Annotated in this window: 19 protein-coding genes; 6 read left to right on the top strand and 13 right to left on the bottom strand. The window is 71.7% G+C overall.

Features of this window, described 5'->3' with window-relative positions; all coding sequences use genetic code 11:
• Positions 1–224 precede the first annotated feature (224 nt).
• On the bottom strand, positions 225–1,538 hold the full coding sequence (gene lysA, locus ACZ3IJ_RS04060; RefSeq protein ID WP_467466100.1) for a diaminopimelate decarboxylase: 1,314 nt from the start codon (positions 1,536–1,538) through the stop codon (positions 225–227).
• A 121-nt stretch (positions 1,539–1,659) separates the two neighbouring features.
• Here lysA and ACZ3IJ_RS04055 point away from each other — a divergent pair, with 121 nt between their 5' ends.
• Entirely contained in the window at positions 1,660–3,312 is a 1,653-nt protein-coding gene (locus tag ACZ3IJ_RS04055; RefSeq protein WP_467466099.1) for a helix-turn-helix domain-containing protein, read from the top strand.
• Here ACZ3IJ_RS04055 and ACZ3IJ_RS04050 read toward each other — a convergent pair.
• The 5 genes from ACZ3IJ_RS04050 to ACZ3IJ_RS04030 form a co-directional block, all read right to left on the bottom strand.
• Positions 3,275–4,795 carry an APC family permease gene (locus ACZ3IJ_RS04050; RefSeq protein ID WP_467466098.1) on the bottom strand — a complete coding sequence of 507 codons (1,521 nt, stop codon included), beginning with the start codon at positions 4,793–4,795 and terminating at the stop codon, positions 3,275–3,277. The two genes, ACZ3IJ_RS04055 and ACZ3IJ_RS04050, sit on opposite strands and share 38 nt — an antisense overlap.
• 213 nt (positions 4,796–5,008) lie before the next feature.
• Positions 5,009–6,175, bottom strand: coding sequence for an esterase-like activity of phytase family protein (locus ACZ3IJ_RS04045; protein ID WP_467466097.1), 1,167 nt, complete (start codon positions 6,173–6,175; stop codon positions 5,009–5,011).
• Between the two features lie 156 nt (positions 6,176–6,331).
• Positions 6,332–6,997 carry an HdeD family acid-resistance protein gene (locus ACZ3IJ_RS04040; RefSeq protein ID WP_467466096.1) on the bottom strand — a complete coding sequence of 222 codons (666 nt, stop codon included), beginning with the start codon at positions 6,995–6,997 and terminating at the stop codon, positions 6,332–6,334.
• Positions 6,998–7,220: 223 nt separating this feature from the next.
• Positions 7,221–7,595: a PRC-barrel domain containing protein gene (locus ACZ3IJ_RS04035; RefSeq protein WP_467466095.1), complete on the bottom strand. Its 375-nt coding sequence runs from the start codon at positions 7,593–7,595 to the stop codon at positions 7,221–7,223.
• Between the two features lie 151 nt (positions 7,596–7,746).
• Positions 7,747–8,028, bottom strand: a complete 282-nt coding sequence (locus ACZ3IJ_RS04030; RefSeq protein WP_467466094.1) for a DUF3253 domain-containing protein — start codon at positions 8,026–8,028, stop codon at positions 7,747–7,749.
• Between the two features lie 142 nt (positions 8,029–8,170).
• Here ACZ3IJ_RS04030 and ACZ3IJ_RS04025 point away from each other — a divergent pair, with 142 nt between their 5' ends.
• Together ACZ3IJ_RS04025 and ACZ3IJ_RS04020 are read left to right on the top strand one after the other, a co-directional pair.
• The gene (locus ACZ3IJ_RS04025; RefSeq protein ID WP_467466093.1) at positions 8,171–8,977 is read left to right on the top strand and encodes a phosphatase PAP2 family protein; all 807 of its coding nucleotides are present in this window, start codon (positions 8,171–8,173) and stop codon (positions 8,975–8,977) included.
• A 114-nt stretch (positions 8,978–9,091) separates the two neighbouring features.
• Positions 9,092–9,514: an ATP-binding protein gene (locus ACZ3IJ_RS04020; protein WP_467466092.1), complete on the top strand. Its 423-nt coding sequence runs from the start codon at positions 9,092–9,094 to the stop codon at positions 9,512–9,514.
• A gap of 30 nt (positions 9,515–9,544) precedes the next feature.
• On the opposite strand, the gene ACZ3IJ_RS04015 is transcribed toward ACZ3IJ_RS04020, so the two are convergent.
• Positions 9,545–11,941 carry a bifunctional serine/threonine-protein kinase/ABC transporter substrate-binding protein gene (locus ACZ3IJ_RS04015; RefSeq protein ID WP_467466091.1) on the bottom strand — a complete coding sequence of 799 codons (2,397 nt, stop codon included), beginning with the start codon at positions 11,939–11,941 and terminating at the stop codon, positions 9,545–9,547.
• A 165-nt stretch (positions 11,942–12,106) separates the two neighbouring features.
• On the opposite strand from ACZ3IJ_RS04015, the gene ACZ3IJ_RS04010 reads away from it, so the two are divergent.
• On the top strand, positions 12,107–13,615 hold the full coding sequence (locus tag ACZ3IJ_RS04010) for a DUF4246 domain-containing protein (RefSeq protein WP_467466090.1): 1,509 nt from the start codon (positions 12,107–12,109) through the stop codon (positions 13,613–13,615).
• Between the two features lie 85 nt (positions 13,616–13,700).
• Here the strand turns inward: ACZ3IJ_RS04010 and ACZ3IJ_RS04005 are convergent, their stop codons facing one another.
• On the bottom strand, positions 13,701–15,257 hold the full coding sequence (locus tag ACZ3IJ_RS04005) for a M12 family metallo-peptidase (RefSeq protein WP_467466089.1): 1,557 nt from the start codon (positions 15,255–15,257) through the stop codon (positions 13,701–13,703).
• Positions 15,258–15,459: 202 nt separating this feature from the next.
• Here ACZ3IJ_RS04005 and ACZ3IJ_RS04000 point away from each other — a divergent pair, with 202 nt between their 5' ends.
• Positions 15,460–17,262 (top strand): glycoside hydrolase family 15 protein, encoded by a 1,803-nt coding sequence (locus tag ACZ3IJ_RS04000; RefSeq protein WP_467466087.1) that lies wholly within the window; start codon positions 15,460–15,462, stop codon positions 17,260–17,262.
• Positions 17,263–17,273: 11 nt separating this feature from the next.
• Here the strand turns inward: ACZ3IJ_RS04000 and ACZ3IJ_RS03995 are convergent, their stop codons facing one another.
• Positions 17,274–17,717 (bottom strand): ATP-binding protein, encoded by a 444-nt coding sequence (locus ACZ3IJ_RS03995; RefSeq protein WP_467466086.1) that lies wholly within the window; start codon positions 17,715–17,717, stop codon positions 17,274–17,276.
• A gap of 138 nt (positions 17,718–17,855) precedes the next feature.
• Positions 17,856–19,061, bottom strand: a complete 1,206-nt coding sequence (locus tag ACZ3IJ_RS03990; RefSeq protein WP_467466085.1) for a PP2C family protein-serine/threonine phosphatase — start codon at positions 19,059–19,061, stop codon at positions 17,856–17,858.
• A 107-nt stretch (positions 19,062–19,168) separates the two neighbouring features.
• On the opposite strand from ACZ3IJ_RS03990, the gene ACZ3IJ_RS03985 reads away from it, so the two are divergent.
• Positions 19,169–19,681 carry a MarR family winged helix-turn-helix transcriptional regulator gene (locus tag ACZ3IJ_RS03985; RefSeq protein WP_467466084.1) on the top strand — a complete coding sequence of 171 codons (513 nt, stop codon included), beginning with the start codon at positions 19,169–19,171 and terminating at the stop codon, positions 19,679–19,681.
• A gap of 192 nt (positions 19,682–19,873) precedes the next feature.
• Here ACZ3IJ_RS03985 and ACZ3IJ_RS03980 read toward each other — a convergent pair whose 3' ends face one another.
• The 3 genes from ACZ3IJ_RS03980 to ACZ3IJ_RS03970 all read right to left on the bottom strand — a co-directional run bounded on the left by ACZ3IJ_RS03980 (position 19,874) and on the right by ACZ3IJ_RS03970 (position 24,037).
• Positions 19,874–21,073 (bottom strand): PP2C family protein-serine/threonine phosphatase, encoded by a 1,200-nt coding sequence (locus ACZ3IJ_RS03980; RefSeq protein ID WP_467466082.1) that lies wholly within the window; start codon positions 21,071–21,073, stop codon positions 19,874–19,876.
• A gap of 66 nt (positions 21,074–21,139) precedes the next feature.
• Positions 21,140–21,508 (bottom strand): STAS domain-containing protein, encoded by a 369-nt coding sequence (locus ACZ3IJ_RS03975; protein WP_467466081.1) that lies wholly within the window; start codon positions 21,506–21,508, stop codon positions 21,140–21,142.
• Between the two features lie 60 nt (positions 21,509–21,568).
• On the bottom strand, positions 21,569–24,037 hold the full coding sequence (locus ACZ3IJ_RS03970) for a GAF domain-containing SpoIIE family protein phosphatase (RefSeq protein ID WP_467466079.1): 2,469 nt from the start codon (positions 24,035–24,037) through the stop codon (positions 21,569–21,571).
• Positions 24,038–24,151: the final 114 nt, after the last annotated feature.

The following is a 24,151-nucleotide window of genomic DNA, read 5'->3' as shown; positions in this document are numbered from 1 at the left end:
CACATTCCGTACGCATCACAGCGTCCATGACTCGCTGTGAGCGCAGCGCAACACATCGGGGAGCATAGTCAGTTCGGGTTCGCCGTGTGACATTGCCGAAAGGACAGCCTCCACCGGTCGCCTTCCATCCATAAAGCAGCCAATCACCGAGCCTTAGATGCAATGAACTGATCAGATTCTGTCGCCGACTCGTCGCGGGCCCGGACGGACGCCGCGCTTCGCCGTCAGGAACGGGGCTGGAGGAAGGGCAGGGCGCGCGGGTGTACGGCAACCGCGTCGCGGCGCAACATGTCGGCGTACGTCTCCCGGCGGACCGCCTCCCGCGCCTGGCCGTCGCGGCAGAAGACCACCGGGAGTCTGCGCGCGCCGTTGTAGTTGTTGGCCAGCGAGTAGCAGTAGGCGCCTGTCACGGGGACGGCAACGACGTCACCGGCGCGCGGGGAGCACAAGGGGACGTCCCGGATGAGGGTGTCGCCCGATTCGCAGTGCCGACCGACCAGGTCGCAGGCCTCTCCCCCGCCGACCCTGTCCACGAGGGTGGCTTCGAACCGCTGGCCGTACAACATCGGTTCGAGATTGTCGGCCATGCCTCCGTCCACCGCGACCAGCGGGCGTTCGCCCGGCTTGACCGTGACGACGCGGTACAGGGTCACGGCCGTCGGGGCCACCAGGGACCGGCCCGGTTCGACGATCAGCCGGGCGTCGCCGGGCAGGTGCTCCCGCGCGGCGTCGGTGAGGGTCCTGACGTAGTCGTCGATGGTCGGGGGCCGGTCGTCGTAGGTGTAGCGGACGCCCAGGCCGCCGCCGAGGTCGTACACGCTGTGGTCCCCGAGCCCGGGGAGTGCCGCGACGGCCTCGACCGCGCGCCGGAACGGTTCGGTGCCCATGAGCTGGGATCCGACGTGCACGTGCAGCCCGTCCAGCCGCAGCCGGGAGCTGCGACGGATCCGGTCGGCGGCTTCCTTCGCCTGGCGGCCCGTCAGACCGAACTTGGAGCCCCGGTGTCCGGTCATCATCGCGGCGTGCGTGTCGGCGTCGACCTCGGGGACGACGCGCAGGAGCACGGCCTGCCTTCCTGACGTGACCAGGTTCTCCAGGCGTTCCAGGTCGTGCAGGTTGTCGATCACGACGGTTCCCACGCCGGCGGCGACCGCCATGGCGAGCTCCTCGTCGGTCTTGGCGTTCCCGTGCATGACGATGTGCTCGGGGTCGGCTCCGGCCGCCAGCGCCGTGACCAGTTCGCCCCCTCCCGCGATGTCGACCCCCAGGCCCTCCTCCACCAGGGTGCGGACCACTTCGGTGCAGGGGAAGGACTTGGAGGCGAAGACGGCTTGGCTGTTCGGCCAATACCGGTCCAAGGCGTCGCGGTACGCGCGGGCCCGGCCGCGCAGCGCGGTCTCGTCCACCACGAGCGCCGGAGTGCCGAACCGGTCGGCGAGTTCCCCGAGGCTGCATCCTCCGACCACGAGCTGCTCCCGTTCATCCAGGTGGGAGCCTTCGGGGAAGAGTTCGACGAGCGGATGCGCAGGGGTGGTCACAGGTCGGTCGATGAGCATGGAACGCACTTCCGTTCGGTTCGTCCGGTGTTCTCCTGTGGCTATCCTGGCGGGGCTTCACCGGAAGTGCCGCTGTCGATCGGCCGACGAAACGAGACCAGCATTGTCCGATCTCACAACCTCTTTGGACGGCGCGGCCACCCTGGGCGGCGTGCTGGACGGCGCCGGGCCCGCGGGCATCCGCCTGCTCACCGCCCCGGCCGGTCTGGGTACCCCCGTGCGGGGGACGGTCATCTACGACGCCGGGGACCGGATCGCCGAGTCGCCGGGCGGGCTTCTGCTCCTGGTCGGAGTCGATCCGTCGGATCCCCGTGTGCTCGCGCTGCCGGGCCAGGCGGCCGGCCGCGGCTGCGCGGCCCTCGTCGTCAAACGCCGCGGGCAGAACATGGCGCCGCTCGTCGGCGAGGCCGAGCGGCACGGTGTGGCGGTGCTGGCCGCCGAGGACGATCTGCCCTGGCGGAACATCGACGCCGTGCTGAGCTGCGCGATCACCGGCGCCGGCGCGTCGTCCCTGCTCGGGGCCGTACCGGTCGCCGGCGAGCTGTACGCGCTCACCGACCATCTCGCGTCGGTGGTGGGGGGCGCGGCCGTGGTGGAGGACCTGGCCCGGCGGGTCATCGCGTACTCGAGCGTCCCGGGTGTCCGCATCGACGCGCCCCGCGAACGCGGCATCCTCCTGCGCCGCATCGAGGACCTTCCGGGGCGGCCCGACCAGCCGAGGCAGTACCAGCGGGTGCTCGCCGCGCAGACGGTGGTCCGGTTCCCGGCCATCGACGAGGAACTGCCGCGTGCCGCCGTCGCGGTGCGGGCGGGATCGCTCCCGCTGGGCACCCTGTGGGTGATCGAGCCGGAGGGCGGCATCTCCCCGGAAGGCATGACGGCGCTCGCGGAGACCGCGCGGCTCGTCGCCCCCCACCTGCTGCGGCTGCTGAACCTGCCGGAGGCCGAACGGCGGCTGCGCCGCGAGACCTTGCTGGCGTTGCTGGACTCGGGTTCGGCGCCGGAGGAGGCATGCGCGCTCCTCGGGATACGTACGGGAGTGCCCTTCCGGTTGCTGGCGTTCGCCGCGGCCGGGACGGCGACGGCCGCGGAGACGTTCCCGGTCCCGAGCGCGGCTCTGGCCACCGTCCAGGAGCACGCGGAGGCCGAACTGACCCGGCACGCGGCGGCGCACCGGCCGGACGTCACCGTCGCGGCGACGGGCGGGGTGGTCTTCGTCCTGGTGCCCTGCTCGGCGGAGGCTGGGGACGGCAGTCGGTTCGCCGACACCGCGCTCGCGGCGGTACGGCGGGCCGTCGCACCCGGGATGCGGGCCGCGCTGAGTCGCTCCTGCCGGAGCGCGGGCGCCTCGGCCTCCCTGCGCAGGGAGGCCGAGGCGATTCTGCGGGCCACGGCGGACGCTCCGGCCCCGGCCGACGTGACGACGGTCGCCGACGTCCGCCACCGGATCCTGCTCGACCGGATCGGGGACGAGCTGGAACGGCACCCGTGGCTCCGGCTGTCCGGCATCGACGAACTGCTCGCCCACGACGCCGAACAGGGCACCGGCTACGGGGCCTCGATCACGGCCTGGCTGGACGAACTCGGCGACATCGCCACGGCCGCGGGCCGGCTGCGGGTGCACCCGAACACGCTTCGGCACCGCCTGCGGCGCGCGCGGGAGCTGTTCGCCCTCGACCTCGACGATCCCGACGTCCGGCTGGCCGTCTGGCTGGAGCTCAGACGATCGGGCCGGGCGGGGCGTCCGACGCAGTGACCTCGGCCGCCGTGACCTCGTGCGCCGGGGGAACGGGCCGCGGGGGAACGGGCTCCGGGTCGGTCCGCTCCAGCCGGGAGTGGCGCCGTCCGAACCCGAGGTAGAGCCCCGCCGCCAGCGACAGCCATGCGCCGAACAGGCCCCAGGTCAGCCCGGGCAGCAGCCACGCCAGGTAGAGGCAGGACACGGCGGTCAGGACCGGGACGAGCGGATGCAGCGGCAGCCGGAACGGGCGTGGCGCGTCCGGATTCGTACGCCGCAGGACGACGACCGCCGCGGCGACGGCGACGAACGCCATCAGCGTCCCGAGGCTGGTCAGATCGGCCAGCTGCTGGAGCGGCACGAAGGCGGCGAGCAGCCCCACGCCCGCCCCGACGATCCACGTGTTGCTGGCCGGAGTGTGCCGCTTGCGGTCGACACGGGAGAAGACTCCCGGCACGAGCCCGTCGCGGGCCATCGAGAACAGGATGCGGGTCTGCCCGTAGAGCGTCACCAGCACCACGCTGAAGATGGACACCACCGCCCCCGCGGAGAGCACCAGCGCCGGCCATCCGGCGCCTGTGACATCCCGGAGGATCGCGGCGAGGACGGCCTCTCCGGCGTCCGCCTGCTCGCCGAACCGCGCCGAGTCCTGGGCGCCGACACCGGCCAGGGCGACCGCCGCGTACAGGGCGGTGACCACGAGCAGGGTGAGCAGGATCGCCAGCGGCACGGTGCGGCGGGGGTCGCGGACCTCTTCGCCCGCGGTGGAGACCGTGTCGAAGCCGATGAACGAGAAGAAGACCCCGGACGCGGCGAGCGTCACGCCGGCCACGCCGTGCGGGGCGAAGTCGGTGAACCGGTCGCCGTCGAAGGCCGTGAGGGCGACGGCGACGAAGAGCACCAGCACACCGATCTTGACGCAGACCATCGCCGCGTTGGCGATCGCCGACTCCCGGGTGCCGCGGACCAGCAGCAGCGAGCAGAGCAGCACCACGGCCAGCGCCGGCAGGTTGACCGCTCCGCCGGCGCCCGGCGGCTGGCTGATCACGTCGGGGAGCGTGAACCCGAACAGGGCGTCGGTGACCTCGTTGAGGTACTGGCCCCAGCTCACGGCGACGGTGGCGACGGCCACTCCGTACTCCAGGATCAGGCACCAGGCGACCAGATACGCGGCGCCCTCGCCCAGCGAGGCGTACGCGTAGGAGTAGGTACTGCCCGCGACCGGTACCGCGCCCGCGAGTTCCGCGTAGCACAGGGCCCCCAGGCCGGCGACGACGGCCGCCAGAGCGAACGCGAGCACGACGGCCGGTCCCGCCTTGGGAACGTTCGACCCGAGGACGAAGAATATGCCTGTTCCCACGACCGAACTGATGCCGAGCAGGGTCAGCTGCCCGAGCCCCATGGTGCGCTTCAGCCCGTCCTGCCCACTCCCTCCGTCGGCCTCGCGCACCAGTTGGTCGAGTGGTTTGCGGCGCATGACCGCTCTCGTGAACGTCGGCATCGTCCGTGCTCCTCAGAATTCCGTCCGCCCGGGGCACCCGGGCGCTGCTGGGATCCTGTAGGGCGACGACGACCGGGCCAACGGATCGGCCGCCTGTGCTCGACGGACGACGTTGTCCGATCGGCCATAGACACGGTGCTCCGGCGGGCGCGCCACCGTCGGCGACGCGCCCCGGCCGACGTGGTCGGCCGGGGCGCCGTATGTCCCCCGGTCTCAGCGAACGGCGATCGCGACGATCTGGGTGACCGCGTCAGCGACGAAGTTGTCGTCGCTGACCAGGATCAGCGACCGTTCGCCGGACGCGAGGCGCGGACCCCACGTCATGCCTTCGGTGTTGTCGACCGTGGACAGGCCCAGAGTGTCGAAGTCGGCGACGAGCCTCTTGCGCATCGGCACGACGGACTGACCCGCCAGGGAGTCCATCGCCCGCACGTCGGTCGCCCCGCGCGTGGTGGCGTCGTAGAGGCGGATCTTGTACCCCGAGCCGGCGACCCAGGTACGTTCCAGGACGAGGTAGCGGTCGGGGTCGTCGGGGAAGGCGAGGAGGGACGGGACACCGGTGTCCGGACCCCAGGGACTGCTCGGGTCGGACTCGGCGAAGATCTTCTCGATCGGGTACGCGAACTGTCCGAGTACCCGGCCGTTCCGCGTCTGCTTCGTGACTCTGACCAGCGCTCCGTGCTGCAGGTCCGGCACCGGCCCGTCCTGGAGCAGCGGACCCTCGATCGCGCTGGTCACCACCCTGCCGTCGGACCCGAAGGTGATCGCCTCGATCGCCTGGTTCCGGCGCGGCCCGCGCTCTTCCGTGGTGACCTCGTAGTTGGGCGGCAGCGGCAGCCGGCCGAGGTATGCGCCGGTGCGGGCGGCGAACTGGATGGACGGCTGGATGACCGGTGCCCCGGCCGCCGTGGGGCGGTCGCCCTCCTGCGCCCACCAGTAGGTGCAGCTGCGCGGATCGACCCGGATCTCCTCCGGATCGACGGCCCTGCCGTCCGCGAGGGCCGGCGACGGATACACCGATCCGTCCGGCTGGAGGAAGGGGTGGGTACCGGTGAAGTCGACCGAGTGGACACCATCGGCGTCCACGTCCAGCTTGGCCGTGTAGAAGCGGGCGGGCTGGAGGTTCGAGCGGTCGTCGCTGATGAACACGTACTCGCCGGTGCACCGGTTGCGGTCGATGCCGGAGAAACCGCCGACCGTGGTGTCCCGGAAGTCGAGCTTGTGCGGAACGATCTTTTCGCCGAGCAGGCGAGCGGGCGCGGCGTGTTCCGAATTCCGTTCTTCGGAGTCGGGTTGAGCCGCCGAGGCCGTTACGGGAGACAGCGAAGAGGCGAGCACCAGGGCCGTCGCGAACACACGGCGCGTCAAGGAGGATCTCATGCCGATGATCTTGGCCTGAGCCGCCTGCGCGCCGCAGTCACCCAACCGGGTACTGCTGTGGAGTCGCCGGGGACCGCAGGGTCATCCCCCGCTCAAGGTCCCGGCCACTCTCCCGCCGGGTCGTGCGCCGGGGGCGCACTCCCGGTGAGAGACCGGTCAGGCCGTCGGGTCGGCCGTCGCCCCGGAGGCGTTCTGGCCCGTCATGCCCGCCCTGCGGAGTGCCGAACGCCAGGCCAGGGCCACGGCCGCCTCGGCCAGGCCGAGCAGGACCAGCCACAGGCCGAGGAGCCGGGTCAGGACCTGGGCGGACTCCGTGGGCAGGGCGAGGACCACGATGCCGGCGGCGATGCCGAGGGCCGCGACGCCCATGACGACCCCGCGGTGCGGCATGTACGTGCTGGCGACGGCCGTGTAGAGGGTGAGAATGCCGGACACCAGCCAGACGCCGCCGACGATCAGGGAGAGTGCGGCGATCGTCTGCAGCGGATTGCGCAGGCACAGCACCCCGCCCAGGACGAACAGCACGGCGATGAGCAGCCCCGGGAGCCGTTCGCCCTGCTCCTTCTGGGCGAACACGCTGACGAACCGGAAGCCGCCGATGACCAGCAGGTACAGCCCGATGAGCACGGCCAGGACGTGCAGGGTGACGTCCGGCCAGACCAGCGCGATGACGCCCGGTACGAGCGTGACGATCGCCGCGCCCAGGATCCAGGTCCACGAACGGCCGAGGCGCGCCAGCTGGTCGGCGGGGTCGGCCTGGGCCGTCCCGACGGTGGCCGGTCCGGGCTCGGTGGTCGGTGTCGGGCCTTGAGGCGTGGTCATGGCTCCTCCTCGTCCGCACGTGATCGAGCGGTGCGTCCTCCCGGCCGCGGTGTCTCTGCCTACAAGCATGCGCCCGGGGGGCTCCGTCGGCCTCACGTGCCACCGGTGAAGCCCCCACGAGCGACGGCGAATCGGGCGCGGGCGGTGACGGCGCGGGCGGTGACGGCGCGGGCCGGTTCCCGCACCCAGGTGCGGGAACCGGCCCGTCGTGTCCGCTCGACTGTCAGACGGGGCCCTGTCCGCCCCCGAACCACCCGCCCGTCCGGTAGTAGACGGCGATCTCCTCCCGGTACTGCGGGTCCGCGAGATGCTTGTCGGTGTGGAACTCCGGTGCGTTCCTGACCTGGTCCTTGGTCAGGCCGAGGTGCACGGTGTTGTTCTCCAGGTCGAACCGGGCCACCGTGCTCGCGGGAAGCAGCACTTCCTTGCCGAAGATCCACACGCCGGTGTCGACGACCAGGTACGCGTCGTCGACGTCGTGGGAGTGCTTGTCGACCTTGCCGATGTGCCCGTCGGTGGCCTCGACCCGCCAGCCGGTCAGGTCCGTACCCACCAGGTGGCTGAACGCCTGACCGTAGCTCCACACGTTCTCCGCCATACCGATCACCACTCCGCTCTCTGGGACGCTTCGTCGAGACACATGCTCACCATGGGTTCGGCAGGAACAGATCGCGTTCCGCCGCAACCTCAGGGGGACCGCCTGCCCCTCGATCGCAGACCCACACACGCGAGCCGTGCGGGCGCGGCGATCAGGTCCCGGAGTCGGCCCGGCGGATACGGATCGGGCCGCGGGCTTCACTCGGATCGACGGGGCGCCCGCCCTGCGTGATCTCCACCTCGCCGGCCTCGACCAGCCGCTCGGCCGCGTGGCGGGCCGGTTCCATGAGTGCGCGCCAGCCGTCGTCGTCCCCTTCGTACACCGCGCGAGCGGCATCAGAGGGGCAGATCGTCGCGGTGGGGGCCCGACGCTCCAGCAGCTCGAGGACGGCGCGTTCCAGGCGCCGGTCCCTCTGCTGTTCGCTGTCCGTCACCCTCCCAGTGTCGCACCGGTGGGACGGGGGGCCGGGGCGGTCCGGCGGACGCATGAGGCGCCCGTGGCAGGTAATACGCCGTCCATCGCGTTTGCTCGACGTCCACCCGGCGCGAACCACGGAAAGGACACCCGTACCGACCATGGCTGAGCGTTCCAGCAGTACCTGGCAGCGTCGTCTCGGACGGCTCGTGACCGGCCGCGGTGGGCCCGACGCCCGGTTCGGCGTGCGCTTGGTGGTGGGCGCGGCTCTCACCGCCCTGGCGGCCGTCCCGTTCTCCCTGGCGCTCGTCCTGCTGGAGTCGCGCTGGGCCCCGCTGCTCCGTCTCGACCAGGAGGTGGCCGATCGGCTGCACCGTTCCGCGCTCGCCAGTCCGGCCTGGGTACGCGTGCTCGAACTTCTCACGCACGTCGCCTGGGGGCCGCTGACCATGCGGCTCCTGGTGGCCGGCGTGGTGGTGTGGCTCCTCCGGCGGCGGGCCTACCGGCTCGCCGCCTGGGCGGCCGTCACCGCGACGGCAGGCGGGCTGGCGGGACTGCTGGTCAAACACGTGGTCGAGCGGGCCCGGCCGCACCTGCCGGATCCTGTCGCCCACGCGTCGGGCTTCTCCTTCCCCTCCGGGCACGCCATGACGGCCACCACCTCCTGTGCCGTACTGCTGCTGGTCCTGCTCCCCCTGGTCCCCCGGGTCTGGCGGCCGGTTCCGTGGGTCCTGGCGGCCGTCGCGGTGCTCGGTGTGGGGTACACACGGGTCGCGCTGGGGGTGCACTGGGTGAGTGACGTGGTCGGGGGCTGGTTCCTGGGGCTCGCGGTGGTGACCGCGACCACGCTCGCCTTCGAGGCGTGGCGCGGCGACGTCGGCCGCTCCCGTACGACACCCGCCGAGGGCCTTGAGCCCGAGGTCGCGACGGACACCCCGGAGCCGGTCGACCGGCCAGGCTCCCGTTGAGACAGGTGGCGTCGCGGGCGGGCGATTGCGTCCCCGCGTCGTGGGCGGGCGGTTGGGTCCCCCCGCGGAGGGAAGGCGGGACGAACGTGGACGTCAGCCGAGGAGGGACGGACGATGGCACAGGACCCGTCATTGAGAGCGGTCGGGTGGGCCCGTTCCCTGCCGATCAGCAAGGGCGTGAAGACCGCGAGGGACTGGACGCACGAGCATCTGGTGGCCCTCGGCTGGACACGTACGGCGCCGGATCTGGTGGACTCGGTCGTGCTGGCCGTGTCCGAACTGGTCACCAACGCCCATGTGCACGCCCGCAGCGATGCCCAGCTCATCCTGACCTGGGACGAGAAGTGCCTGCACGTGACGGTGCACGACTCCTCCCCCGAGCTGCCGCACCAGCGTGAGGCGAACGAAGCGGCCCTCGGTGGGCGGGGGATGTTCCTGATCGACGCCCTCGCCGACGAGTGGCAGGCCCGTCCCTGTCCTCACGGCAAGGACGTCACCGCCTGCTTCCAACCGCCGTCGGCGGCCGGCCGGGCGTAGGCGTCGAAGCGCGGCGCCCCTCCCCCGCGTTCAGGGGGTGGCGGTGCCACTCTTCACGGGCTGCCAGCCACCGCCCTTCACCGTGTACACCGTCAGCCCTCGGTTGACCGTGTCGCCCTGCCCGTCGAACGCGACGCGGCCGGTGACGCCGTCGAAACCGACCCCGGCGACGGCCCGCGGGAGCCTGGCCCTGGCGTTGTCGGGGAGGGTGCCGCCGTTGGCCGTCACGACGTCCTTCACCGCCTCGATGAGGGTCCAGGTCGCGTCGTAGGCATAGGGGCCGTACCAGCCGGCCGGCTCCGGGTAGTCCGCCTTCTCGTATCGGGTGAGGAAGTCCTGGCCTGCCCGCGACTCCTCGGCGGGCAGGCCGATGTTGGTCGCGAGGTCCCCCTCGGCCTGCGGGTTCGACGTGAGGTACTGCTGGTCGAAGATGCCGTCGCCGCCCATCAGGGGGATGTCCACCCCGGCCTGCTCGAGCTGTTGGGAGAGCGGGGCCGCGGTGTCGTAGTAGCCGCCGAAGTAGACGGCGTCGGCGCCCGAGGACCGCACTCTGACGGAGAGGCCCCCGAAGGCGCGTTCCGCGGGGTCGACCTGTTCGGTGCCGACGACGGTCCCGCCGAGTCTGGTGAACTCGGCGGTGAGACCGGACGTGAGGGCCGTGCCATGGGCGCTCGCGTCGTCGATCACGTACAGCTTGGTCTTCTTCGCCTCGTGCAGGTACCGGGCGGCGAAGGGCCCTTGGTCGACGTCCGTGGCGATGGTGCGGAAGTACGTGGAGTGGGGACGGGCCCTGGTGCCGGTGGCCCAGTCGGGGCCGAGGGTCAGGACGGGGTCGGTGTTGCCCGGTGACACGTTGACCACGTCCGCCCGCGCGAGCGGCGGCACCAGGGTCCGGGCGACGGCGGAGTTGAGCGGGCCGACCACCCCCAGCAGCTTCTCGTCGGACACGAACCGGGCGGCGTTGAGCGCGCCCTTGGCCGGGTCGGCCGCGTCGTCCAGGGTCTTGGTCTCGAACGTCACACCGGGGACGTGCCTGGACTCGTTGGCGGTTCTCACCGCCAGGTCGGCGGAGTTCTTGATTCCGACACCCATCGAGGACAGTCCGCCGCTCAGTGGCGCGTCCACCCCGATCACCACGGTGACGGAGGGGCCTTTCGCCCCGCTGCCGGCGGCTCCGCCGCTGGGCTCGTCGTCGTCCCGGCCGAGCGCCCAGGTCAGGACGGACCCGGTGGCGAGCACGGCCAGCGCCGTGGCCAGGACCGCGGAGCGCCGGGTGAGGCCAGGTCGCCGGGCGGAGGCGACGCGCTCACCGTGTTGCCGCCCGTCGGTCGCGCCGAGTGTGACCGCGTCCTCCGGCGGGGGTACCGGCACGGGCGGGGCCGTCGGTCGGTCCGGTACGTCGTCGCGCAAAGCCCCGGTGGTGGCCTCGGAGTCGAGGACCGTGGGGGTGGGCATCGAGGGCGTCGGCGACGGTGCCTGCTGCGGCATCGTCGGAGCCGAATGGTGCTCCACGACCGCGTCCGACGGCTCGTCCGGTGCGGGTGCCGGCGCGGGGGTGGGCGGGGGCTCGGGGGTCGGTGCGGGCGCGTCGGCGGCGAGTTCGGCGGACCGCAGCACCGACGCGAGCATCTCGGCCGCTTCCGCGGCGCTCAGGCGCTGCGCCGGGTCCTTGGTCAGGAGCGCGTCCAGCACCGGGGCCAGCGGACCGGCGTGGACCGGAGGCCGGTGCGGGCTCGTGAAGACGGCCACGGCGAGGGCGTGCAGCCCTTCCGCGTCGAACGGCGGGCGCCCCTCGACCGCGTGGTAGAGGGTGGCGCCGAGCGCCCACAGGTCGTTGGCCGGTGTCGGACGCTTGCCCTCCAGCTGCTCCGGCGGCATGTAGTGCGGTGTGCCGATGACGATCCCGCTGTGGCTCAGCCTGGTCGTGGCGTCCGCGAGGTGGGCGATGCCGAAGTCGGTCAGGACGACGCGGTCCTTGGCCAGCAGCACGTTGTCCGGCTTGATGTCGCGGTGGACGATCCTCGCCTCGTGCGCCTCGGCCAGGGCGTCGAGCATGACGGCGCCGATCTCGGCCACCCGCCGCACGGGGAGGCGCCCCCGCTCGCCGATGGCGGCGGCCAGGGACTGCCCGCGGATCAACTCCATGACGATGACGGGGGCGCCGTTGTGCTCGACCACGTCATGGATGGTGATGACACCGGGGTGGCTCAGAGTGACCGCCGCGCGGGCCTCACCGGTGAACCGCCGAAGCAGCGCGGCGCGGGCGCCGTCCTCCATGCCCGGAGGGAAGAGGATCTCCTTGACGGCGACCTCGCGCCCGAAGAGCTGCTGGTCCAGGCCACGCCAGACCCGGCCCATACCGCCCTGGCCGATGCGCTCGACCAATTGGTACCGGCCGGCGATGAGTTCGGGATTCTGCTCGGTCACGCGCACACTCTAGGTCCTGCCGAGCCGATCAGGTGGCGGAAGAGCGGGCTTGATCACGCGGACGGAACCGGGGTCGCGAAGGGTCCGGCATCGGCCGCGGCTGTGGTGTCAGTCCACTCACGTATCCTTCCGGCCACCGCACACCGACTCGGAGGACCGAGAGAATTGACTGGCCTGTCCGCTTTCCCGCTGCCCTTTCAAGCTTCGCGCTCCATAGCGTTCGCGAAACCCCGGACGCTGCGCGAGCTTCAGATGATGGAGTGCAGCGCGCACATTCGGGCGAAGGCGGGGTGGTTCGACAAGATGAACGACGCCGACATCGTCGCCCGGTGGACCCAGGAGGCCGTGGCCCAGGGCCTCACCGAGGCGCAGGTGCGCCATGTGCTCGACGAACTCGTGCACTACGCCGCGCTGCGGGACGGACGCACCGGTGTCGAGGTGTCCGCCGTCGACGGGGTGTGGCAGTCGGACACGCTGGTCGACGAGAAGCTCAGGACCCGGCTGCGCGAGGCGGTCGAGGTTCTGGAACAGGTCCCGGGAGAGGAACAGGACTGGCACCCCGGATCGGACGGCCAGGTACTGGATCTGGTGCATCCTTCGCTGTTCTGCCTGGTGCGAGAGGCGAGCGGCGGCCCCGAGCGGGCTTGGCAGAATCCGACGGACCGGTACTCGAAGCACGAGTTCTCGGAGCAGTTCCAGTGGCTGCCCACGGATGTCGAGGTCGGTGACGACGGCGATGTGACCTTCCGTTCGTACGTCAACAACGTCCACCCCGAGGATCACCGGGAACTGGCCTCGGTCCTGCCGGACCTGTTCGCGCGCCTGCTCCCCCTGTTCGAGAACGTGCTCACCGATCTGCGCCATCCGCGTCCTCTGCGGATCGAGGCCGATCCCTACGGGTGGTACGACTCGGAGCCGGAGTATCCGATCAGGTCCTCCTACGGTGACGACGAGGCGTACGCGGAGGCCCGCCGCGCATGGGAGGTGGCTCAGGACGAATGGTGGGAGAACCGCCGCCCGGTCGTTCCGGACGCCCCGGCCTTCACCGCGCCGGAGGTGCCCGACGCGTCCGCGCGAGTCGGCCTGCGCGGACGCGGCCTGCAGGTCATCGTCAAGCTCGCCACGATCCATCTCACCCCGGACAAGCCCGAGTACGCCGGCGGTTCCTGGCATGTCGAGGGGATGATGAACGAGCGGATCGTCTCGACCGGCATCTACTACTGGGACAGCGAGAACATCACCGAGAGCCGGCTGAGCTTCCGGGCGGCACTGGACGACCCGGACTACGAGCAGAACGACGACAACGGTCTGCGTGAGGTGTACGGCCTGGAGGACGAGGACGCGCTGAACCAGGTGCTGGGATCGGCGTCGACCCCGGCGGGCCGCTGCCTGGCGTTCCCGAACGTCCTGCAGCACCGCGTCGACTCGTTCCGCCTCACCGACCCGACCCGCCCGGGGCATCGCAAGATTCTCGCGTTCTTCCTCGTCGACCCGTCGGAGAGGATCGTCTCCACCTCCGACGTGCCGCCGCAGCAGCCCTGGTCCGACACGTCGACCATGACGCTCGAACAGGCGAAGGCCTACCGCGAACAGCTCATGCGGGAACGCAAGTTCTTCGTCGACGAGCACAACGAGCAGCTCTACGAGCGGGAGTTCTCCCTCTGCGAGCACTGAACCCGGATCACGGAAGGCATCCCTCTCATGGCCGGGAGGGATGCCTTCGCGTGCGGAGCTGTGCGCTCCCTCCGCCCCGCAGTCGCTACGGCTGCGCGATCGGGGTGAACAGCGCGTTGATGGTCCGGTTGGCGTTCATGGTGAGCTGGTAGCTCGGGTTGTTCCCCTCCTGCTCGATGCCGTCGACCGCCCAGGCGTCGAACTGGAAGCCGGGGTTGGGGACCGCGGTCACGGTGACCTGCGTACCGGGGGCGTACGGACCGAACTGGCTGACCCTTACGATGCCGGCGCCCTCGGGGTCATGCATCACGGTGAGGGAGACACGGTTGGTCACCGTGGAGGCACGGTAGGCGGCCACGGCGTCGACGTTGCCGCGCGCGGCGGCGGCGTTGTTGTTGTTGGCGTCGCCCAGGGCCTGACTGTTCCAGGTCCGCTCGGTGTTGGAGTACGCGTTGACCACCGTGCACGCCTGGGGGCAGGACTGGGAGTAGGCCATGAGCGTGCGGTGCTGCCCGTTGGGGGTGACCCAGCCGTAGTTGAACGTGCCGGCGGGGGTGGTTCCACCCTGCCGCGCGATCGTCGCGCGGTCGTGCTTCAGGCCGAAGTTGTGGCCGATCTCGTGCCCGAGGTTCTCCCAGGCCGTCACGGAGCCGAGGCTGGTGACCGAGAAGGCGGCGGTGTCGGTCGCCGCGGAGGTCGCCGGGTCGGGCAGGCTCGCCGCACCGGAGCTGTCCTCGTACGGGACGGCGGCGATCAGCGCCACCAGGTCGGCGCCGTAGGTCTGGCGCTGAGCGGCGGCCGGGGCGCCGAGAACGGGGTTCGCCGGGTTGCTGATCATGGACAGCAGCGTGTTCACGTTCTCGCGGGGGACGTTGGGGTCCGCGGTCAGGTACGTGTTCACGACGTGGACGCTGGCCGGCACGTTGCTGAAGGCGAGCGCCTTGTTCAGCTGGTTCACGCCGTAGGTGATGCTGGAGAGGACCGCCTGGACAGTGCCCACGGTGGCGACGGTGGCCGGGGTGTAGCCGACGACGATGTCGATGGCGGCCGGGTCGTTGAGGGTGGCCGCGCGCAGACCCGGCTTCGGCGGGTGGTGGGGGTGCGACGGGTGGTGCGGCTTCTTCCCGGGGACGCTGACCGTGTCGACGCCCCGCCCGCTGGGCGGCAGCGCCAGGGAGTCGATCTGCTTCAGCTCGTACCAGCCGGGGCGCTTGGCCAGCGGCTCGTACTCGTACTGCCGGAAGTTCTCCGTGATGACGCCGGAGAGGGTGACCGGTCCCTTCCTGCAGGCCCCGATGACGGAGACGGCGATCGATCTCTCCGGGTTCTTCGGATCATGGCCGCTCCAGTACACCGTGCCGTTCGCCTGCCGACGGGTGAAGTCGGCCACGGCGGTGAAGCCCTTCTCCTTCCCGAACAGCGGGAAGGTGCGGCGCTCGGGTACGCCGTCCTTCTGCTTGCCGCACAGGGAACTGAACGCCTTGGCGTCCGCGCGCTGCGCGGCGGCACGCACCACCCACGGCTCGTGCTCGCTCCCTCCCCCACCCGGCGCGGCGGAGGCGGGTGCGGTCAGGGCCAGGGGCAGGGTGGCGGCGAAGGCGGTGGCCGCCGCGCAGGCGGCGACCAGGAAGCGTCGAGACATGGGGGCGTGAGCCTCTCAGTGGGGGTTTCCGCCATGCCTTCCGTGCCGGGGAGCCCTCCACTCCCGCCCGTCCGTCCCGCACGGCCGACCGGGTCGAGGTTCACCCGAATACCGGGCGAGCCGGGACCGGGGCCCTGTTCCCGGCTGCCCGGTCCGGGAGAACGAGCGAGGATGGGAGAGGGGCTGCGAGTAGGTGGGCTGGATGAGCGACCGTCCGATCGGGGACTACGCACTCCTCTCGGACTGCCAGACCGCTGCGCTGGTCGGGCGGGACGGCTCCGTGGACTGGTTGTGCCTGCCCCACTTCGACAGCCGGGCGACCTTCGCGCGTCTGCTCGGCGCCGAGGCGGGCCACTGGTCGATCACGCCCGCCGCTCCGTACGAGGTGCGGCGGCGCTATCTGGACCGCACCCTCGTCCTGCGGACGGAGTACCGCACGGAGCCGGGTGTGGTCAGCGTGACCGACGCCCTGGCTTCGGGCCTCAACGAGCGAGGGCACGACCTGGGCAGGGACGCGCCGCATCTGCTGCTCCGTGTGGTGGAGTGCACGGAGGGCCGGGCCGACGTGGACGTCGAGTTCGCCCCCCGGCCCGAGTACGGACTGGTCAAGCCGTTGCTCGTTCCGACGGACGGTGGCGTCTGGTGCCATGGGGGGCCCGACACCCTGGGCCTGTGCAGCCCGGTCCCGCTGGAGCTGTCGGGCAGCGCTCGCGGCCGGGTCGCGCTGAGGGCAGGCGAGACGGCTGCCTTCGCCCTCCAGCAGGTTCCCGCAGGGAAGAGCCCCGTCCTGCTCGCCCAGGACACCATCCTGACGCAGCTGGAGGACACCGTCCGGGGCTGGCGCTCGTGGTCGGAGCTCCACCAGTCGTACGAGGGGCCCTGGGCCGATCTCGTCCACCACAGCGGCCGTGTCCTCCAGGGGCTCACCTTCCAGCCGACCGGAGCGATCGTGGCCGCCCCGACCACGTCCCTGCCGGAGACTGTCGGAGGCGTCCGCAACTGGGACTACCGGTTCGCCTGGGTGCGGGACGCCTCCTTCACACTGGACGCGCTCTGGGTGGCCGCGTGTCCCGACGAGGCGCAGGCGTTCTTCCGGTGGATGGCCCACGCGGCGGCGAGCGACCCCGGCCAGGAGTCGTCCATGCAGATCATGTTCGGCATCCGCGGCGAGCGGGATCTGACCGAGCGGGTCCTCCCCCATCTGCCCGGCTGGCGCGACAGCAGCCCCGTCCGCCTGGGCAACGGCGCGTGGGAGCAGAGACAGCTCGACGTGTACGGGGAGCTGCTCTCGGCCGCCCATCGCCTGCGCGACTACCTCCGTGGTCTGGACGCGCCCACGAAGGCGTTCCTCGCCGGCTGCGCCGATTCGGCCGCCCGGCGGTGGCGTGAGCCGGACCAGGGCATCTGGGAGGTGCGCAGCGGCCCTCAGCACTTCCTCTACTCGAAGCTGATGTGCTGGGTCGCCGTCGACCGCGCGCTGGACCTGGCGGACGATCTCGACGCGTCCGATCGTGTACCGGAGTGGACGTCTGCCAGGGACGAGATCGCGGCCGCGGTCGAGGAGGACGGCTGGAGCGAGGAGGCCGGGGCGTACACCCAGGCCTTCGGCTCGGCCGTTCTCGACGCCTCGGCGCTGATGATGCCCATCGTGGGCTTCATGCCCGCCGACGCCCCGCGGATGCGGGCCACCATCGATGCCGTACGCGCTCGGCTCGTCGGCGGGAACGGTCTGGTCTACCGGTACGTGGGGGCCGACGACGGGCTTCCGGGTGACGAGGGGACCTTCCTGCTCTGTACGTTCTGGCTCGCCCAGGCACTTGCCCTGGCCGGGGACACGGGGGCCGCGCGTGAGGTCTTCGAACGGGCCGCCCGGTGCGCGAACGACGTCGGACTGCTCTCGGAGGAGGTCGACCCCGAGGGCGACCACCTTCTTGGCAACTTCCCACAGGCGTTCAGTCACATCGGCCTGGTCAACGCCGCCTGGGCCATTCACCAGGCCGTCTGACGGAAGTGGTCTCAGGCGAGGCGGAGGCGGGCTCTGACGCGCTTGCCCGAGGGAAGCGGCTCCACGCTCACGCTCTCGCAGACGGCGAGGATGATCTCGACGCCGTGCTGGCCGATGCGCCCGGGGTCGTGGCCCCGGGGGACGGGCGACGCCTCCGCCCGGTCGAACACCGAGATCTCCAGGGTGTCCTCGAAGAGTTCGAGCAGAAGCCGGCAAGGGCCGGGGGCGTGGCGTACCGCGTTCGTCACCATCTCGCTGACCACGAGCCGTGCCAGGTCGACACACCGGCGCGGCACCGGCGGGTGCTCCGCCGCGGTCGGGCCGGCGAGGAAGTCGACCGTGAAGTCGCGGGCGGAGCCGATCATTCCGTCGGCGGCGTCCGCTCCGTCGTAGTCGACACTCCCGGATCGCATGGGACTCCGGGTCGCACGCTCCTCGGCGATCGCGTCCGTCATCCGCTTACCCTCCCCTCGCCCGGCTGCGCACCGTGCTTCACTCTCGTACCTCGCCCTTCCCTGTTGCGCGCTTTCCATTCATCCCCAGGCCGAGAATGCAGAGAATACGGACAGGACCGCCCTCCCGGCGAGGAATCTTCAGGATTGCCGTACGACCTGGGACGCCGCGCCCCCGTCCCCTCCGCTCCCCTCGCCGCCCCGGCCGTGCCAGTCCAGACAGACCACGAGGACGTCGTCCGGCGTGGTGCCGGGCGCTTCGCGCAGCGCGCGGACGACGGCCTGGGGCGCGTCGCGGCCTGGGACGAGCCGGGTACGGTCGATCACCCGGCCGACCGCGAGGTCCAGGGCCTCGTCGTTCCCGTCGGGCGCGGCTTCGCTCCGGTCCCACGCCAGGAAGACCAGCCGGTCACCGGGGAGGACGCGCAGGTGCTGGGGGGCGTAGACGGTGTCCTCGAACATCCCCAGGGGCAGTTGGCGGTCCAGGTCGATCCGCTCGGTCACGGTTCCCCGCAGCCGCCAGACGGTCGGCGAGCCCGCGTCGACCACCCGCACCTCGCCGGTGGCCCGGGCGAAGCTCAGCAGCAGGGCGGAGAGGGACCTCTCGCCCCGGTGCTGCCCGTACAGCGCCTGGTCGGTGAGGCTCGCCTGGCCGACCAGGTCGAGTCCGGCACGGCGGGCGTTACGGATCGCGTTCAGGGCGAGGCTGCTCACCAGTGCGGACTGGGTGCCGGGACCGGTGCCGTTGGCCACGACCAGCGTCAGCTCCTCCTCCGTCACGCACCAGTCCAGGACGTGCCCGCCCGAGGTGTAGGAGGGCTCCCAGTAGGCGTTCAGGTCGAACTCCGCACCGGAGCACGCCCGTCCGGGGAGCACTCCCCACTGCATCTCCGCGAGGACGCTGAGGGGGCGTGCCCGTCGCGTACGGCGGTAGAGATCGGTGTGCCGGTCGGCGACGCGCAGCGCGTGTCCCAGGATCTCGGCGACATGGACGAGATCCTCGGTCGATCGCGCCGTGACCCGGTCCGAGGGAAGGACGACCACAAGGACGCCACACCGATCGCCCCGAACCGTCACAGGAAGGAACATGGTCGCCGTGGGCCCGTCACCACCGAAAAGATATGGTTGCTGGGTGGAGAAGGCACGACCCGCGGGCCCCGACCCCACGGTCACGTGCTGCACCGCGGCCGGAGCCTGCACCGGTTCGACGGGGTGCAGCGACGTCAGCCCGTAATCGACGAGCAGCAGGTCGACGGAGAGTGCCGCGACGAGCTGTGCCAGTTCGACCCGGAGGGAGTCCAGAAGGCGGTGTGGCGGCGCTCCGCGCAGAGCGCGTTCCGTTGTCACGCGTCGATCCACCGAATCAGTACCGCCTTCTGGAGAGATGTGGAGATGACTGGCGTGTCGCACGGCCGACGTCCTCGGCCCCGGACGTCTGAGGAGTGTCGGTAGCCATGGACCCGAAGCCCGCCCCGTCCCGACGGGAACCGGAGGAGACGACACAGGCCGCCCGTGAGCTCATCGAGCTGCTCGAGGTGCTGTGGGAGCGTGGCCGGGACATGGTGTCGTCGACACCGGTGTCGGCGACCCAGCTCCGTGTCCTCTACAGCCTCGATCGCGAAGAGGGCATCAGCCTGCGCACCCTGGGTGAGCTGCTCGGCTCCGCGCCGCCTTCGGTGAGCCGCATGTGCGACCGCCTGGAGGCGCTGGGATTCGTGCAGCGGCTGCCCAGTCCGGTCAGCCGCCGGCAGCTCGAACTGCACCTGACCGCCCCCGGGAAGGCGTACCTGCGGGACCTCCGGGTCCAGCGCGAGGAAGCGCTGCTGGCCGTCATCTCCGCCATGTCCCCGACGAGCCGCAAGGCGTTGCTGCGCGGGCTGACCGGGTTCCAGGACGCGCTGGACGGGGTGTCCGCGCCGCCCACGTCCCGTCCGGGCGCGCCGCTGAAGGACGTCCGGACGGCCTGACGTCTGCGTGCCGTGCGCTCCGGCCGGCCGCGTGCCCCATGTCCCACTGGTCACCCTCTGGTACGACGTGTCTATCCCGGGCACGAGCCAGGTGTTGCCTCAAGGATACAGTTGCCGCACGGCAACTATGAACACAGGGTCACGCCCGGACGGGACACCGGGGGGCGCGGCCGGGCGGGCCGGCTCGGCTGCTCAGGAGCCGGCGGTCTCCGTCGGTACGGAGTCGTGTCCTCCCTCTCGCCCGTGCCAGTCGAGGCAGACGACCAGCGCGTCGTCCTCCAGCGGGGTGCCGCCGTGGTACGTGGCGAGTTCCCGCAGCACCGCCCCCGGGACCTGGGTGGGCGGCAGCAGCCTCGTCGCGGTGAGCGCGCGGGCCAGCGCCCGGTGTCCGTAGCTCTCCCCCTCGGGAGAGGAGGCGTCGTACACCCCGTCGCTGCCGAAGAGGAGCCGGTCCCCCGGACGCACCGTGAAGCGCTGGGGGACGTAGACGGAGTCCTCGAACATGCCCAGGGGCAGCTGTGCGTCGAAGGAGACGGGCTCGACGGAGCGGTCACGCAGGCGCCACAGGCGCGGCGAGCCCGCGTCCAGGGCCTCCACCTCGCCCGTGGCGAGATCGAAGCGCAGCAGGAGTACGGAGACGAAGGCACTGCCGCGGTACTGCGCGTACACGGCCTGGTCCGCCAGAGCCGCCTGGTCCGCGAGGCCGAGGCCGGCCCGGCGGGCGTTGCGGAGCGCGTTGATGGCGAGGTTCGTCAGCAGCGCTGCCTCGATGCCCTCCCCCATCCCGTTGGTGACCGTCAGGGTCAGATGGTCGGCCGAGGCCGACCAGTCGTAGTTGTCCCCGAAGATCGCGTAGGCGGGTTCCAGGTGCGCGCCGAGGGCGAACTCGGGTCGTGCGCACGAGCGGCCCGGGAGGAGCTGCCACTGCATCTCGGCCGCGAGCGTCAGCCGTGTGGCCCGCCGTGCCAGGACGTACAGGTCCGTGTCGCGCTCCGCCACGAGGATCTCGTGGCCCAGCGCCCCGCAGACGTGCCCCAGCTCGGGCAGCAGGACCGCGAGGTCGCTCGCCGCCGGCAGGGACACGGTGAGGACGCCCATCCGGTCACCCCTGACGGTGACCGGGAGGTGCGCCTCCACGGAGTCGGGGGCGTGGATGACGTACGGCTCCTGGGCACCGAAGGCGCGTCCCTGCGGGCTGTCGTGGATCAGGACCGCCGGTGTCGTCTCGGGCGTTCCTCCGACGAGCTGGAGCGAGCGCAGGCCGTAGTCGGCCAGCCTGAGTTCCACCCGCCGTGCGCCGCAGTGCTTCCGCAGGCTCTCCTCCACCACGCTCACCAGCAGGTGAGGGGCGGCCCGGCGCAGTGCCTGCTCGACGGCGGTGATCTCTTCCACGTGCTTCCGTTTCTCCTTGTGCCCGACGCTCGGGCCCTTCCACGGGCGGGACCGCAGGCCCTTCGTCTATGCCGCGCGACCGGCCGCGACCAGGGCCTCGGCCACGTCGGCGTGCAGCGGGGTGGTCATGGTGAGACCGGTGATCTCCAGGATGCGCCGCACAGCGGGCGCGGGCGCGGCGAGATGCAGGTCTCCCCCGGCTTCCCGGGCCTCCCGCGCCGCCCTGATCAGGACGTTCAGTCCGGACGAATCCATGAAGCTCAGCGCGGAGAGGTCGAGGACGAGATGGCGCCGGCCGTGCAGGAACTGGTTGGCCAGGTGGTGATGGAGCAGCGTGGCCGTGTCCAGGTCCAGTTCGCCTCCGACGGTCAGCACCGCGGTGCCGGCGTCGACGGTCTCCACTTCGACATCCAGGTTCACTTCTCGCTCGGTCATGTTCCCTGCTTTCCACGGGTGGGGGAATGGTCGGTCATGGTGTGCGGGGGGGGCGTGTGGTCACGCCACCCGCACGCCGATCAGGCACGTGTCGTCGTCGGTGTCGGACTTGCTGTGCGTCAGGAGGAGGTCGAGCCGCCGTTCGAGGGTGTCGGCCGGGGCCTCGGCCATGGTCAGCAGCTGGGTGACGGAGTCGTGCACGGAGGTGTCCCGCCGCTCGACCAGACCGTCGGTGTACATCAGCACCGTGTCGTGCGCCTCGAGCTGGATCTCCGCCTCCTCGTACGCGGCGTCGGCGACGGCGCCGAGCAGCATCCCCTTGAGCATCGGCAGGGCGGAGGCCTCCGATCCCCGTACGAGTACCGGCGGCAGGTGTCCTGCCCTGGCCCAGCGCAGCGTGCGCGTCTCCGGGTCGAAGACGCCGCAGACGGCCGTGGCCGTGACCTGCGCCGTGAGGTGGTGCGCCACGCTGTTCAGCCAGGACAGCAGCTGGGCGGGGCCCGCGCCGGTCACGGCGAGGCCGCGCATGGCGTTGCGCAGGACCACCATGCCGGTGGCGGCCCCTATGCCATGGCCTGCGATGTCCCCCACGCAGAGCAGGATCTTCCTCGACGGCAGCACGACGGCGTCGTACCAGTCGCCGCCGACCAGGGACTCGGTCTCGGCCGGCCGGTAGCGCACGGCGACGTCGAGGCCGGGGGCGGCGAGGGGAGCCTTGGTCGGCGGCATGATGGCGTGCTGCAGCTGAAGGGTCAGGCGGTTGCGTTCCGCCGCTTCCTGCTCCGTGACGGCGAGTCGGTCCCGGGTGGCGGCCAGCGCGACCTCCGTCCAGTGCTGCGCGGAGATGTCCTGGTAGGCGCCCCGCACGGCGAGGAGCCGCTGATCGGCATCGAGGGCGGGTTCGGCGATCACCCGGATGTGGCGGGTCACTCCGTCCCGGCGCAGCATGCGGAAGGCCGTCGAGCTCGGCCGCCTCTGGTGCAGCACAGCCCGCAGGAACCGGCCGATGGCGACGGCGTCGTCGGGATGGGCGTGGGCGGTGAGGTCGCGTACGGAGACCGGCGCCTCACCGACGTCCTGGCCGAAGAGGTCGAAGAGCTGTCCGCTCCAGGTGATCTCTCCGGTGAGGACGTCCTCCTCGAAGCCGCCGATGCGGCCGAGTCGCTGGGCGTGCTGCAGCAGGCTGGCGAGCCGGGCGGACTCGTCCTCGATGCGCCAGACGAGCAGGACGCAGTCACCGTGCCGGCTGATGCTGATGTCGGCGGAGGACGAGAGCGGCACCTGGTCCACGAGGGCGGTCAGCCGCGTCCGGCGTGCGCGGAACGGCTCACCGGTGGCGTAGACGCGCTCGACCCGCTCGAAGAGTTCGCTCTCGCCGGCGGCCATGGGGTACGCCTCCAGCAGCAGGGCGCCGTCCAGGGCGCCCCGGGACCGGCCGGCCGGATCCTGGAAGTGGGCGTTGGCGTGGCGGATACGGAAGTCCCGCAGCCGTCCGTCGACGTCCAGGTCCGGGGTCAGGACCAGGACGGGGTCGTAGAGCCCGTCGGCGAGCTCGATCAGTTCGGAGACCGCGTCGGGCTGGCCGGACCGCGGTCCCACCGGCTGCCCGGGGGACGTCTCCAGCGTGTGGGCGCACAGTTCGGCCAGGGCCTCGATCTGGCGTTCCACGGCCTGGGGCTGGGGCTCCAGCGGCCGGGGCCAGCAGATCTCCAGGACCCCGTGGATGCGGCCGCCGGTGCCGGCCGGTACGGCGACCCGACCGCCGTCGGGGTGGCGGGTGTGGCCGATCGAGGGGATGCCGGTGGCTCCGAGCGAGGAGTGCCAGACCGTTCGACGGCCGGTGAGCGCCTGCCGGGCCACGGTGGACACCCCGGGCGGTACGTAGCGCCATCGGGCGGGCTCGTCCGCGCCGAAGCCCGCGTGACCGCGGAGGGTGAGGGAGGAGTCGGCGCCGGTGGTCCAGATGGCGACGGCGCTGGCGCCCAGGGGCAGGAGGGCGTGCGCCAGGAGGGACTCGGCGAAGGCCTGGCTGTCCCCCGCGTTGAGCGCGGCGCTCTCGGCCGTACGCAGGCGTACGGCGACCGAAGCGCCGGGCTCGGCGTCGCTACCCGACTCGGCCGTGGCCCGTCTGACGAAGTCCTCCGCGACCTCGGAGACCCGGTCCCGGGCAGCCTGGTTGACGATGTCCGCGGCGAGCTCCAGCTGTGAGATCCCGGCCTGGTCGGCCAGCGCGGCGAGTTGCTGCGCGGCCCGCGCCAGTCCGCACCCGAGCCGCTCGACGACGACTCCCTTGGCGACCTCGATCAGGGCGCGCCCCTCGGCAGCGGCGTGTGCGGCGCGCACCTCTCCCCGGAGTCGTTCCACCGTCGCCGCGAGCCGGCCGACGGCGGATCGGTCGTCCGACAGGTGTCGCTCGGCGTCCGCGGGGACGGACGCCGTGGCGACTCCGGCCGGCTCGGTCGGCGTCGGAGCGCCGTCCCCCTGGGGACCCACGACCGGGTGTTCGCCGTGGTGGTGGGGAGCACTCAAGACGGTGGCTCTCCTCGGGTACGGCGGCGCTGGGCCGCGGGACGGATCGGGACGGATCGGATGGGCGGAGGCTCCGCCGGAATGGGCTCGTCGGACGCGCCGGTGGCGCGTACC

The sequence above is a fragment of the Streptomyces sp. NPDC013317 genome, assembly GCF_055563155.1.
Note: the sequence above shows the minus strand (reverse complement) of the source record. Positions and strands in the feature narration are given on the sequence as shown.